10 protein-coding genes are annotated in these 13,819 nt (G+C 70.5%); 3 read left to right on the forward strand and 7 right to left on the reverse strand.

What is annotated here, in order from left to right; translation table 11 throughout:
- Positions 1-8: 8 nt before the first annotated feature.
- Complete coding sequence (locus AC3RX0_RS11040; protein ID WP_491506029.1) at positions 9-839, reverse strand: aggregation-promoting factor C-terminal-like domain-containing protein; 831 nt, start codon at positions 837-839, stop codon at positions 9-11.
- Between the two features lie 376 nt (positions 840-1,215).
- On the opposite strand from AC3RX0_RS11040, the gene AC3RX0_RS11045 reads away from it, so the two are divergent.
- The gene (locus AC3RX0_RS11045; protein ID WP_491506030.1) at positions 1,216-1,728 is read left to right on the forward strand and encodes a hypothetical protein; all 513 of its coding nucleotides are present in this window, start codon (positions 1,216-1,218) and stop codon (positions 1,726-1,728) included.
- A 1-nt stretch (position 1,729) separates the two neighbouring features.
- Here the strand turns inward: AC3RX0_RS11045 and AC3RX0_RS11050 are convergent, their stop codons facing one another.
- From AC3RX0_RS11050 to argG, 5 genes are all read right to left on the reverse strand, one after another.
- Positions 1,730-4,354: a penicillin acylase family protein gene (locus tag AC3RX0_RS11050; RefSeq protein WP_498165963.1), complete on the reverse strand. Its 2,625-nt coding sequence runs from the start codon at positions 4,352-4,354 to the stop codon at positions 1,730-1,732.
- A gap of 108 nt (positions 4,355-4,462) precedes the next feature.
- Positions 4,463-6,364 (reverse strand): YhgE/Pip family protein, encoded by a 1,902-nt coding sequence (locus AC3RX0_RS11055; protein ID WP_491506032.1) that lies wholly within the window; start codon positions 6,362-6,364, stop codon positions 4,463-4,465.
- Positions 6,361-7,350 (reverse strand): hypothetical protein, encoded by a 990-nt coding sequence (locus AC3RX0_RS11060; RefSeq protein ID WP_491506033.1) that lies wholly within the window; start codon positions 7,348-7,350, stop codon positions 6,361-6,363. The genes AC3RX0_RS11055 and AC3RX0_RS11060 overlap by 4 nt, the downstream gene beginning before the upstream one ends.
- The gene (locus AC3RX0_RS11065) at positions 7,347-7,958 is read right to left on the reverse strand and encodes a TetR/AcrR family transcriptional regulator (protein WP_491506034.1); all 612 of its coding nucleotides are present in this window, start codon (positions 7,956-7,958) and stop codon (positions 7,347-7,349) included. The genes AC3RX0_RS11060 and AC3RX0_RS11065 overlap by 4 nt, the downstream gene beginning before the upstream one ends.
- Before the next feature lie 143 nt (positions 7,959-8,101).
- Complete coding sequence (gene argG, locus AC3RX0_RS11070; RefSeq protein WP_491506035.1) at positions 8,102-9,532, reverse strand: argininosuccinate synthase; 1,431 nt, start codon at positions 9,530-9,532, stop codon at positions 8,102-8,104.
- A 201-nt stretch (positions 9,533-9,733) separates the two neighbouring features.
- On the opposite strand from argG, the gene AC3RX0_RS11075 reads away from it, so the two are divergent.
- Together AC3RX0_RS11075 and AC3RX0_RS11080 are read left to right on the forward strand one after the other, a co-directional pair.
- Entirely contained in the window at positions 9,734-11,017 is a 1,284-nt protein-coding gene (locus AC3RX0_RS11075) for an adenylosuccinate synthase (protein ID WP_491506036.1), read from the forward strand.
- An 80-nt stretch (positions 11,018-11,097) separates the two neighbouring features.
- Positions 11,098-12,504 (forward strand): lactonase family protein, encoded by a 1,407-nt coding sequence (locus tag AC3RX0_RS11080; protein WP_491506037.1) that lies wholly within the window; start codon positions 11,098-11,100, stop codon positions 12,502-12,504.
- 28 nt (positions 12,505-12,532) lie between these two features.
- On the opposite strand, the gene AC3RX0_RS11085 is transcribed toward AC3RX0_RS11080, so the two are convergent.
- A complete protein-coding gene (locus tag AC3RX0_RS11085) occupies positions 12,533-13,711 on the reverse strand; it encodes an AI-2E family transporter (RefSeq protein ID WP_491506038.1) in 1,179 nt (392 codons plus the stop codon).
- Positions 13,712-13,819 lie beyond the last annotated feature (108 nt).

The following is a 13,819-nucleotide window of genomic DNA, read 5'->3' on the forward strand; positions in this document are numbered from 1 at the left end:
CCTGAGGGTCAGTACCAGCCGGTGGACTGGGAGTGGCCCCACGCGCCGCACGGCGTGCCGTAGACGCTCTTGATATAGCCGAGACCCCACGAAACCTGCACGCGGGCGTCGTTCTGCCAGCCGGCGCCCATCTTCGAGCCGGGCAGGGCCTGCGGGATGCCGTAGGCGCCGCTCGGGTTGTAGGCACGGTAGTTCCAGCCGGACTCGCGGTTCCACAGCGAGTTCAAGCACTGGAACTGGTCGCCGCCCCAGCCGTAGCGGCTGGCCATCAGGCTGCGGGCGTACGAGCGGGCGGCGTCGGGCGAGAGCCCGCCGGAACCGCCGACCGACGCCGGCGAGGGGCCGGAGTCCGACGAGGCGTTCTGGCGCGCGCGCTCGGCGGCGGCCTTGGCCGCGGCCTCTCTGGCCGCGCGGATCTTGGCGGCCTTGATCTTGGCGGCCTTGATCTTCGCCGCCTTCACGGCGGCCGCCTTGTCGTACGAGACGACCTGGGCGGCGACGTTCGCGGTCATGGTGCGGAGCTGATCGGTGAGCTCCTGCGCGGTCGCGACCGACATCGTGTCGGACTGCTCGACGAGGGCGATCTGCACATCGAGGTTCGCGGTGCTGACCTTGCCCTTGGCGAGATCGGCAGTGCCCTGGGCCACGCTCGCGAAGTAGGCGGCGTTCTGATCGACCGGGCGGGCGACGGGGGTGGAGATCTGGGACTGTGCGCCTGCGCTGACCGGCGCGTGGGCGGCGGCGGCAGAAGCGGGGACGGCGATGATGCCGAGTGAGGCCGCGATCGACACGGCGGTGAAAATGGACTTCTGGGTGAGGGTCAGGCTGCGGATCCGCACGAGGCTCCGATGTTCCGGGCTGTCCCGTCGTGCATGTCACCGGTCGGGACCGGGGGCTACGGGCACGCACTCAGCGGGTGCGACTCGCGACGGGCTGGTCGTCCCGGCACGGCCGCCATCGCACGGCATGTTCGGGAACGTTCCGCGCACTGGCACCGGCTCTCGCCGGCTGCTGGAGCCGTTCGACCACGCGGCCGAACCGGGACATCTGCCACTCGGCTCGGGTGCCGGGCAACGGACCGGACCACCGTAGGTGCGGTTTCTGGACGGTTCGTGCGAGCTTCCTGACCGTATCGTGGACGCGACACGTATCGGTTCGATAACGATCAGAGATGCATCGCGGGGGAATCCGGGGTGAAATCGGCATGCTTCGGGCATGCGCAGAGCGACCGGAACGGCTCTTGCCGGCCTGCTGACAGGGGCCGTGATCGGCATGCCCGGCTGCGCGGGATGGCCGTTCGTGCAGTCGGCGGCGTGCCCCGGCTGGGCAGTCGTCGATACCCCTGCACAGGCCCGGAATCATGCGGATGCCGTCGTGATCGGGCACGTCGCGCGACGTGACGGTACCGGCAGCTTCCTGGGAGCCGAGGTGCACGCGTGGACGGTGTCCGTGGAGCACTGGACGAAGGGGTCCGGGGGTGATCGCATCCGCGTCGTGTCGACCCCGGATGGGTGCCCCGGGCAGGAGCCGTATCTCGAGGGCGACCCTTTCGAAGCCGCTGTCGAGAATGAGGAATCTGTCATCTTCTTGACGCGTGACGATAACGGGTGGAGGTCGCTGTCGCCGCTGCAGGGTGTGATCCCGGCCACGCCGAGCGGCGGCATTCCCGATGCCTGGCCGCCGGGGATGATGGGGAGCCCGCCGGCGACCACGCCCGCCGAGCGCTGACCTACGGCTCGAGCACGAGGGTGTGGGTCGCGGCCGCCTTCACGGCTTTCGGCGAGAAGGGCCACGGCAGCCCTTGCAGATGCTGCCATGCGTCGATCTGGTCGGTGTAGTTCGGGTGGAAGGCGTGTCCGCTCTGACCGGTGAGGTTCGTCCAGGTCGACGCGTCGAGATCCGACAGGTCGACGACCATCCGCATCGACGGGACGGTGTTCACGTCGAATCCTTCGCCGATGACCCAGCCCGTGGCATCCACCACACTCGACCCGCCACCCACTGACACCGGTCCGCGGTTGAACATCCACTCGAGCGGCGCGATGCCGCTCGATCCGAACGTCGCGTTCGTGAGCGTGAGCGTGTGGATGCCGCCCCAAGTCCAGCGGTCGGGCTTGTCGCCCTCGAGCCGCACGAGCCGGTGGTAGGCGTCGGTGGCCGCCTTGACGAGCATGGCGTCCTTGCTTGCCACGTCGATGTTCTTGTTCGTCCACCACGGTGAGTCGGGCTTGCCGAGCAGCGTGTCGACGACGAGGAACAGTCGTCCCTGGCCCGAGAGGGGCGCAGGGTGCTCACGGCGCGAGAAGAGGTCTTGCGCCAGCTCGTCCCACACGACGTTGGCGTAGGCGGCGGCTGCAGAGTTCGCATCGTCGTGGCCGTCCCACATCTTGAACAGGTCGAGCGCCGCCTGCACGTCCTTGTCATCGACGGTGATGTCCTTGTAGGCCGTGATGAGCTTCTTGCCGATCCAGAAATCGGTGTCGGCCTGGATCGCGCGCATGTCCTGGACGGTCAGCTTGTGCGAGGCCGCCGTGCTCTTGATGAGGTCGGCGATGCGGGCGGCGCGCCAGCCGTAGTCCCAGTCGTTCGTGAGGAAGTACGGGTAGCCCGCCCCGACCACGGCGTTGTTCGCGGTGACGATGTAGCCCGCATCCGGGTTGTACGACACCGGCAGCTCGTCGAACGGGATGAAGCCCTTCCAGTCGTACTTCGAATCCCAGCCGGGTTGTGGCATCGATCCGTCGCCGGCGCCGCGGATCGGCAGCTTGCCGGGCGCCTGGTACCCGATGTTGCCCTCCTGATCGGCATAGATCAGGTTCTGCGCGGGCACGTCGAACTGCTCGGCCGCGGCGCGGAACCCGGCGAAGTCCTGCGCCACGTCGAGAGTGAAGATCGCCTCGGCCGTGGTGCCGGGGGTCAGCGCCGTCCACTTCAGCGCCACCGCCGTATCGCCGGCGGGCATGTTCGCGGGCGCCGTGACGCTCCCGCCGGTGCCGACGTACGGGTGCTCGGCGATCGAGGCGAAATCGCCGTTCGTGGACGAGATGATCGGCCCGTTGTTCGTCGAGCGGATCTCGAGATCGACATCCTTGCCGCCCGCGACCTTGATGGTCTCGTGCGAGATCTGCAGCGGGACGAGCTTGCCGTCGCGCCAGTACCTGTCGCCCTGCACGCGCTCGAGGTAGAGGTCGGTGACGTCGGTGGTCAGGTTCGTGAACCCCCACGCGATCTTGGCGTTGTGCCCGATGATCACGCCCGGGATGCCCGAGAACCCGAACCCGGCGACGTCGAACGGGCACGATTCCGACACGGTGCGGCACTTCAGATCCGCCTGGTACCAGATGCTCGGCATCGCCGCGCCGAGGTGCGGATCGTTCGCCAGCAGCGGTTTGCCCGACGCGGTGAGATCGCCCGAGACCACCCACGAGTTCGACCCGACGCCTTCGCCCACGTCGCCGACGAGAGCGCTGGCGGCCTCGATCACCGAGCCGACCTGCTTCCACTGCAGCGACGCGGTGCCGACGGTGTCGGTGGGCGACTTCGCCGTGGGCGCCGTGGTCGACAGCGTCGGCACGATCACCGGGTTCTTGTCGAACGGGTACTTCGGGTACAGCTCGTCGATCTGCTCCTGCGAGTAGTTCTGGGCGAGCTGGGCGCGCGCGGTCTCTTCGAGCAGATTGGAGCGCAGGTCCCAGGCCATCGCCTTCAGCCAGGCGAGGGAGTCGGCGATCGTCCACCTCTCGACCGTGTAGCCGAGATTCTGCACGCCCAGGATCGCGTACTCGACCGACAGCGCGGCGCCCTTGTGACCGGCGAGGTACGCGTTCACCCCGTCGGCGTAGGCCTGGTAGAACGCCTTCGCATCGGGCGAGAGCAGGTCGACCTCCTTCTCGGCGACCGCGCGCCAGCCGAGGGTGCGCAGGAACTTGTCGGTACCCAGCTGCGAGGCGCCGAACAGCTCGGACAGGCGCCCGGCCGTCACGTGACGCCGGAAGTCCATCTCGAAGAAGCGGTCCTGCGCGTGCACGTACCCCTGCGCGAAGAACAGGTCGTGGGTGTCGCCGGCGGTGATGGTCGGGATGCCGCGGCCATCGCGCAGCACCGTCACCCGGCCGTGCAGCCCCTGGGCCGTGACCTGGCCGTCGAGCGTCGGGAACGACCGCTGCACCGTGAACCCGACGAACCCCACGGCAACCAGCGCGATCACGACGATTCCGGCCAGGACGCTGTACACCGTGATGCCGATCCGCCTGCCGAGCGAGGATCTCGCCCGTACCGCCGTCACTGGGCCCGTCGTCACGGCTCCGGTGGGAGAAGACGCGGGGCTGTCGGAGGCAGGGGGATTCTTCGACATCGAAGCTCTTTCGGTGTGGGGACGCGGCGCTTTCGGGTCGCGCCGACATCATCGCATCGTATCGTCCGGCATCCGCGCAGGCCGAACCGCGGCGGGTTCGCGGGACGCCTACCCGATGAGGCTCGGCTGCAGGTCGCGCAGGGTCCTGCGATGCGTCATGCGCGTCACCCCGATCGCCGCGAGCACGAGCGCGCCGACGAGCCACGCGGCGAGCACCAGCAGGTCGGATCCTGCCCGGCTCAGGTCGCCGCCGTACATGAGCTGGCGCATCGCGTCGACCACGAAGCCCATCGGCAGCACCTTGTGCAGCCCGATCAGAGGCGCCGGCAGGGTCTGCCAGGGGAACGTGCCGCCGGCCACGACCAGCTGCAGCACCATGAGCACGAGCCCGAGGAACTGGCCCACCGAGCCGAGCCAGACGTTGAGGGCGAGGATGATGGCGGCGTACGTGACGGATGCCGCGACCATCACACCGAGCGTTCCCCAGGGGTTCGCGAAGCCGAAGCCCAGGGCCAGGGCGAGCACCCCGAACAGGCCGATCATCTGCACGCCGCCGAGCAGCGCCGGAGTGAGCCACCCCGCCATCGTCACCCGGATCGGCTTGCGCAGCGCGGTGACCGCCCGACGCGAGACCGGCTTGACGATCAGGAACAGCGCGTAAATGCCGATCCAGCCCGCCAGCGCAGCGAAGAACGGCGCCAGTCCCGCGCCGTAGTTCGCGGCCGACGCCACCTTGCCCGACTCGATCGCGACCGGGTCGGCGATCGTCCTGGCCTGGTCGTCGCGCAGCCCGGCGGTGGAGTCCGGGATCTGCGCGACGCCGTCCTTCAGCCCGTCGCGCAGGCTCGCCGCGCCGTTCTCGAGGGTGCCGAGGCCGCCTTCGAGCGTGCCCGCGCCGTCGCGCAGCTTCGCAGAGCCGGCGGCTGCGGCATCCGCCCCTTTCGCGACCTGAGACCCACCCGAGGCGACCTGCTTCGTGCCCGCGGCGAGCTCGTCGGCACCCGAGGCGACCTGTGCGGCGCCGCCGGCCAGCCGATCGATCTGGCCGACGGCGGCCTGCACCTTCGCATCGCCCGCGCGCGCCTTGTCGGCGACCGGGTCGAGGCGGGCGAGCACGCGGTCGATCTGCTGCGCGGTGAGCCCCTGCTCGGCGAGCACGGTCGCGATGTCGCGCCGCGCGGTGGGCAGTGCGTCGGTGACGGCCTGCACCGCGCGCCCGGCCTCGTCGGCGTAGCCCGCGATCTTGCGGTTGCCGTCCGCCACCTGATGTGCACCGGTCGCGAGCCGCGCGGCGCCGTCGGTCAGCTGCGCCGCGCCGTCGGCCACCCGGTGAGCACCGCTGGCCAGCGTCTTCGTGCCGGTGGCCAGCTGGGACGCGCCGTCGTGCAGGGCGCCGGCGCCGTCGCGAGCGGTGGCGGCCCCGTCGGTGAGCTTGGCGGCACCGTCGGCAGCGGTCACGAGGCCGCCCCGGATGTCGCTCAGCACCGTCAGCATGCGGCCTGCCGCCTCGCGTCCGACGAGCTGCGCGACCGAGCTGCGGATCTTCTCGACGGCCTGGTCGCCGATCGTCGAGGCGAGGTAGTTGTTCGCGTCGTTGGTCTCGAGGTCGATGCGCGCCCGGTGCGGGTCGTCGGTCGACACGCTCGTCAGGGATTGCGAGAAGTCGTTCGGCAGCGTGACCGTGAAGTCGACGCGCCCCTCGTGCAGCGCATGGGCGGCTGCCGCGGCCGACATCCGCTGCCAGTCGAACGCCCCGCCTGCGATGAGCTCGTCGGCCACCTGGTCGCCGTAGTTCACGGCGGGCTGATCGCCCGAGGCCGGCGCGCCCTCATCGTCGACGACGAGCGCGACCGGCACTTCGCTGAACTGACCGTACGGGTCCTGGTTGGCCCAGAGGTAGAGACCGCCGTACAGGATCGGCACCGCGATGAGCGCGATCAGCGCCAGGACGGCCATCTTGGTCGAGGTCAGGCGCCGCAGCTCGGCGGCGATCATCGCCGGGATCTTCACCGGGCGTCCTCCTCGGTCTCGTCCAGGGTGGGTGCGTCGACTGCGGTGGGCCGGTCGCCGGCGGCGGGCACGGTGTCGCCGATGGATGCCGTGTCATCGGTGTCTGCTGCATCGTCGGTGTCGTGAACGTCGCCGGTGGATGCCGCAGCCGCGGCATCTCGGTCGGCATCCGGTCCGACCGTCGATTCCGAGGGCTCGGCGGACTGGTCGGTCGCATCCGCCGAGGGCTCGGCGGACTCGTCGGTCGCGTCTGCCGGCTGTTCGGCGGGGTCCGCGGCGGCATCCGGTTCCACCGTCGAATCAGGCGTGGCCGACATGCCACCACCGGCATATGCCGGCTGCTCGGCCGGGGGAGTCGGCGACGGAGTCGACTGGATCGCCGAGTCCGAGGCATCCCGATTCTGCAGCACCGTCGCCGACGCACGGCCGGCGACCACGAGCATTGCGTAGCCGCGGGCGGCGAAGCCCTCGACGACGTCCCACCAGTCGCGGGGATCGCCGCCGTGGCGGTCGGGCGAGACGAGCACCATGGCCTCGACGCGGCGGCGCAGGGCGGTCAGCTCCAGCAGCAGCGCGATGCGCTCGCGCGGGGCGACGGCCGAGATCGGCAGGCGCGCGAGGTGTCCGAGCCCGTTCTCGTCGAGCCAACGGCGCGCCGAGAGCAGGTTAGCGGGGCGGCCGGCGAACATCAGCTCTTCTTCGACGAGCCCCGACACGGCCACGTTCGGCGCCGGGTCGCAGACCTCGGGCGCGTCGACGAGCGCCGTACGGGCGCGCACCGCGCGGGCATCCTCGGCGCCGTCGAGCAGAACGACGCCCGCGTCGGGTCGCATCCGCCCCGACGCGATCAGACCCAGCACCGCGGGGCGCTGCTCGGTCTCGGCTTCGACGAGCGCAGCTGTGCCGGTCTCGAACACGACCGAGACGGGCTCGAGGGCGCGAGCACGCGTCGGACCCTTCGCCACGTCGCGCAGCTCGATCTTCATGCGCGTTCCTCCGCCGCGTCGTCGATGAGGTCGTCGACGTCGGCCCATCCGAGGCCGGCGGCGCTCAGCACGGCGCGGGCCGCGAGCCGGTGATCGCGCGTGAGCCGCGGATCGAGGTGGGTGATGACGCCGCGTGCCGCCTCTTCGGTCAGCCGCGCCGTCACGGCGGCCGGCACGTCGCGGCGCAGAACGCCGCTTGCGGCGCCCCGCTCGCAGATCTCCACGAGCCGTGCGCGCACGGGAGCCAGGGCATCGGCGGTCCGCTGCACGAGACGGTCGTTCAGGGCGATCGCCGCGGCGGCGTGCACATGCTCGGCCTCGCCCCACAGCGCGCCGGCCAGATGCGCGAGGGCGACGCGCGGATCGTCGTCGTCGACGGCGGCGGCGATCGCGTTGAAGCGCTCGGCGCCCTCGGCGATGACCGCCGTGATCAGGGCGTCACGGTCTTCGAAGTGTCCGTAGAAGGCGCGGCGGGTGAGCCCGGCCGCCTTCGTGATTGTGTCGACCGACGCGTGCGGGTCGTCGGCGAGGACGCTGACGGCGGCGACGAGGATCGCGGCGCGGTTCTGCGCGGCGTCCTTCCGACGGGGAGGATGCGGTGTGCTCACGACATCCAGAATAGAACTTGCACACGCCTGTGCACATTCAATCTGCACAATACTGTGCAATTTCTCAGCCTGCTGCCGCCCCTACCGAACCCGGTGCTGCCGAGGCAAGGCCGGGGTGGATGCCGCGGCCCGGCCGATCCGGGTCAGTCGGTGCCGGTGTCGAACGCGGCGCCCTCGACGGCCTCGTCGACGGCGGCCACGGCCTGCTGCGTCTCGGCGCCGGCCTCGGCGATCTCGTCAGCCGTGCCCTGCTCGAGCCGGCCGACCAGCTCGCCGGTCGCCCCGCCGATCATGCCCTTCGCGGCGTACTGCTCGAGCCGGCCGCGCGAGTCGGCGATGTCGAGGTTGCGCATCGTGAGCTGGCCGATCCGGTCGACCGGGCCGAAGGCGGCGTCGCCGACGCGCTCCATCGACAGCTTCTCGGGTGCATAAGAGAGGTTCGGCGCGGTCGTGTCGAGGATCGTGTAGTCCTCGCCGCGCCGCAGCCGCAGCGTGACGGTTCCCGAGATCGTCGACCCGACCCACTTCTGGATCGACTCGCGCAGCATGAGCGACTGCGGCTCGAGCCAGCGCCCCTCGTACATCAGCCGGCCGAGTCGACGGCCCTGCTCGTGGTACGTGGCCAGGGTGTCTTCGTTCAGGATGCCGTTGACCAGGCGTTCGTACGCGATGAACAGCAGTGCCATGCCCGGCGCCTCGTAGATGCCGCGCGACTTGGCTTCGATGATGCGGTTCTCGATCTGGTCGCTCATGCCCAGCCCGTGGCGACCGCCGATGCGGTTCGCCTCCAGCACCAGCTCGACCGGGTCGTCGAACGAGACGCTGTTCAGGGCCACGGGCCGCCCGCCGTCGAACGTCACGGTGACGTCTTCGGCGGCGATCTGGACGCCTGTGTCCCAGAAGCGCACGCCCATGATCGGCTCGACGGTCTCGAGCGACACGTCCAGGTGCTCGAGCGTCTTCGCCTCGTGCGTCGCGCCCCAGATGTTCGCGTCGGTCGAATAGGCCTTCTCGGCCGAGTCGCGGTACGGGAAGCCGTGCGCGACCAGCCATTCGCTCATCTCCTGCCGGCCGCCGAGCTCGCCGACGAAGTCGGGGTCGAGCCACGGCTTGTAGATGCGCAGCGCGGGGTTCGCGAGCAGGCCGTAGCGGTAGAACCGCTCGATGTCGTTGCCCTTGTAGGTCGATCCGTCGCCCCAGATGTCGACGCCGTCCTCTTTCATTGCGCGCACGAGCAGCGTGCCGGTGACGGCGCGGCCGATCGGCGTCGTATTGAAATAGGTGCGCCCGCCCGAGCGGATGTGGAACGCGCCGCAGGCGAGGGCGCCGAAGCCCTCTTCGACGAGCGCGCGCTTGCAGTCGACCAGGCGCGACACCTCGGCGCCGTACTGCAGGGCGCGCCCCGGGATCGCCTCGATGTCGGTCTCGTCGGGCTGGCCGAGGTCGCCGGTGTACGTGCAGGGGATCGCGCCCTTGTCGCGCATCCACGCGACGGCGACGGAGGTGTCAAGACCCCCCGAGAAGGCGATGCCGACGCGCTCGCCGACGGGCAGGGACTGGAGGACCTTCGACATGCGCTCAAGTCTACAAACGTGCGGGATGCCGCACCCGACGCATGACCGTCGGCACTGCGCTTCGTCGGCCCAGCCGATGCGGACCGGTCCGGATGGCCGAACAGCGCGCGCGGGCCGCGGCATCCCATCCACGCGCGTCACTGTCGGCGTGCCCGATAGGATGGGGCGTAACCCGTTCGCACACAACCCGGGGGTCCTCTCATGCCAGGAATCGTCATCGTCGGAGTCCAATGGGGCGATGAGGGGAAGGGCAAGGCCACCGACCTGCTCGGCGATCGCACCGATTGGGTGGTGAAGTTCAACGGCGGCAACAACGCCGGTCACACCGTCGTGGTCGGCGAGGAGAAGTACGCGCTGCACCTGTTGCCGAGCGGCATCCTGAGTCCCGGGGTGAACCCGGTGATCGGCAACGGCGTCGTGATCGACCTCGAGGTGCTGTTCGCCGAGCTCGAGGCCCTGTCGGCGCGCGGCGTGGACGTCTCGCGCCTGCGGGTGAGCGCGAACGCGCACATCATCACGCAGTACCATCGCACGCTCGACAAGGTGACCGAGCGCTTCCTCGGCAAGCGGCAGATCGGCACCACGGGCCGCGGCATCGGCCCGACGTACGCCGACAAGATCAACCGCGTCGGCATCCGCGTGCAGGACCTGTTCGACGAGAACATCCTGCGGCAGAAGATCGAGGGGGCGCTCGAGCAGAAGAACCACCTGCTGGTGAAGGTCTTCAATCGTCGGTCGATCTCGTGCGACGAGGTGCTCGAAGACCTGCTGTCGTACGCCGACCGGCTGCGGCCGATGGTCGCCGACACGTCGCAGCTGCTGAACGACGCGCTGGACGCCGGCGACATCGTCGTGTTCGAGGGCGGTCAGGCGACCATGCTCGACATCGACCACGGCACGTATCCGTTCGTGACATCGTCGTCGGCGACCGCGGGGGGAGCGGCGACCGGCTCGGGCGTCGGTCCGAACCGGCTCGATCGCATCGTCGGCATCGTCAAGGCGTACACGACGCGCGTGGGCTCGGGGCCGTTCCCGACCGAGCTGTTCGACGAGTCGGGCGACTGGCTGCGCTCGCGCGGCTTCGAGTTCGGCACGACGACCGGGCGGCCGCGGCGCGTGGGCTGGTACGACGCGCCCGTGACCCGGTACGCGACCCGGATCAACGGCATCACCGACCTCGTGCTGACCAAGCTCGACATCCTCACCGGGCTCGAGCGGATTCCGGTCTGCGTCGCGTACGACGTCGACGGTCAGCGGTTCGACGAGGTGCCGGTCAACCAGACCGACTTCCACCACGCGACCCCGATCTACGAGTACCTGCCGGGCTGGCGCGAAGACATCTCGGGCGCCCGCTCGTTCGACGAGCTGCCGCAGGCCGCGCAGGACTATGTGCTCGCGCTCGAGGCGATGAGCAACACGCGCATCTCGGTGATCGGCGTGGGCGCCGCGCGCGACGCCGTGGTCGTGAGGCACGACCTGGTCTGATCGCTCGCCCCGCCCGTTGGGCGAGCGAAGCGAGTCGGAACGCGCAGGCGCCACCATCCATCCGACCTCGGAGGCATGACATGCGGTTCTGGACCGGCGGGTACACGGCCGACATGGACGGCGCTGCCACCGGAGTCGGCGTGCTGCTGGCCGGCGCGCCCGACGACGTGCTGGCCGGCGGACCGCTCGGGTTCGCGGGGGATGCCGCGGCCACCGGCGGATCGCCGTCGTGGCTCGCCGCACACCCGACGCTCGACGTGATCTACGCGGCGCTCGAGGGGGACGGCGCCGTGCAGGCGTTCGAGCGGACGGGCGAGGCATCCTTCACCCGGCTCGGATCCCCGGTCTCGGCGGGTTCACTCGTCTGCCACGTGGCGGTCGCGCCCGACGGCGCGTCGCTGATCGCCGCGTGCTGGGGCGACGGGCGCGTGGTGCGCATGTCGCTGGATGCCGAGGGCCGGCCGTCGTCGCCGGCCCTCGCCCCCGCGGCCGCCGACCCGTACGTCGAGACCGACCCGTTCGCCGATCCTGGCGCGTTCGGCGATGTCGGCGCGTTCGCCGGCCGCGACCCGTTCGCCGGCGCGGTCGATCTCACCTCGCTCACCCCGGCTTTCCCCGCGAGGGTACAGCTGGTCGGCGAGGGTGCGGGCGCTTCCCTTCCCCTCGCCGACCAGGTGCACCCTCGCAGGTCGGTCGGGGCCGAGCGCGGGGCGCACGGCGGGGCGGACCGCGGGGGCGGCGGCGGGGTCGAGCGCGGGGCGCACGGCGGGGCGCAGGGCGGGGCGGACCGCGGGGCGCACGGCGGGGCCGAGCGCGACAGCGGGGTCGAGCGCGGGGGCGGGACCGAGGGCGAGAGCAACCGCGAGGGCGGGGCGGATGACGCAGCGGAACGGGTCTCGCGCGCGCACCAGACCGTGTTCCTGCCGGGTGGGCTGATCGCCACGACCGATCTCGGGTTCGACCTCGTGCGGTTCTGGCGCCCCGGGGCGGGCGGCCTGCGCGCGGTCGGCCAGGTCGTGCTGCCGCGGGGGAGCGGTCCTCGCCACATGCGGTGGCATCCCAGCGGCCACCTGTACATCGTGACCGAGCTCTCGCTCGAGGTGTTCGCACTCGCTCCCGACCGCTCGGGGGCGTGGCGCGTGGTGGCAGGGTCTCCGCTCGGGCCGGGACTCCTCGCCGGCGACGCGGCCGCCGAGCTTGCGGCATCCCGTGACGGCGCCTTCCTCTACGCCGGCGTGCGCGGCTCCAACACGATGGCGACGCTGCGCGTCCGCGGCGACGGCTCGCAGGTGCAGCCGGTCGCGATCGTCGAGACGGGCGTGGACTGGCCGCGCCACCACGTCATCGAACGCGACACCCTGCTGGTGGCCGGGCAGCGATCGCACGACGTGGTCTCGCTCGCGCTCGACGAGCGCACGGGCGTGCCCGGCCGCGTGCGTCACCGCACCGCCGTGCCCTCGCCCACCTGCCTGCTGCCGGTGCACTGAGCCGGCGCTGAGCCGGCGCTGCCGTCGCCTACAGCTTCGCGTCCTGCTTCGGGATGACGACCTGTTTGACGATCAGCAGTACCGAGGCGGTGACCGGGATCGCGACCAGGGCGCCGAGCAGGCCGACCAGGGTGCCGCCGACGAGCGCGCCGATGACGACCAGGGATCCGGGCACCGACACCGCCTTGTTCATCACGCGCGGCGTGAGCACGTACGCCTCGATCTGCATGTAGATGAGGTAGATCGCCGCGAAGATCAGGGCCGCCAGCGGGTTCGAGAGCAGCGCGACGAGCGAACCGGTGATCCAGAACAGCACCGATCCGACGAGCGGGATCAGCGTGACGCTGAACGCGACGACCGCCATCAGCAGCGGGAACGGCAGCTGCAGCACGGTGTAGAGGATGAACGCGACGATCGCGTTGAAGAACGCCAGCACGACCATGCCGCCCAGGTATCCGCCGATCGACGTCGTGATCTGCTCGGTGAGCGACGCGACCTGCGAGCGGTTGCGGGCCGGCGCCAGGCGGGTGAACGACTCCTTCATCGTCGGCAGCGACGACAGGAAGTACAGGCTCAGCACGAGGATGATGATCAGTCCCGAGATCGTGGTGCCGATCGTCACACCGACCTTCACAACCCCGCCGCCGATCGCGGCGATGTTCGCCGGGTTGCTCAGGAACGACTCGACCTGCTGCAGGATCGACCCCACCTGGTCGCCCAGGTTCGCCTGCAGCCACGCGTACAGGTCGGTCGCCTGGAAGCCTGCGATGATCGTCGGGATGTCCTTGATGAACGTGCCGATCTGGTCGACGACGGTGGGGATGATCAGCCACAGCACGCCCACGACGAGCAGGGCGAACACCGTGTAGACGATCACGATGCTCCACACCCGCGTGACCTTCTGTCGTTCGAGCAGGCGCACGACGGGGTCGAGCCCCAGCGCGAAGAACAGCGCGAGGACGACGTAGATGATGATGGTCGACAGGTTCGAGATCGCAAGCCCCAGCACGATCGCCACGAGCGCCCCGAGCGTGAGGAAGAAGCCCACCCCGAACGGGTGGTTCAGACTGGCCCAGAACGTGCGCGACGGCGGTGCTTCGCCCGAGGCGGCGGCGATCGCGTCGGTGGCGGGCGCGGTGGCCGGCACGTCCGATGCGCTCGCCGTCTCGGGCGCGTCGGCCTCGGCGGGCTGTGCGGCGTCGGTCATGCTCACACTCTATTGGCGCACCCGCGCAGGTTCGGGATGCCGCGGCCGCCCGCGCGGTCGTCATAGACGCGGCCCGTCCGGCGCGGCGCGGTAGTGTCGGTACGCAGT

This window comes from Microbacterium sp. W1-4-2 (genome assembly GCF_058349885.2).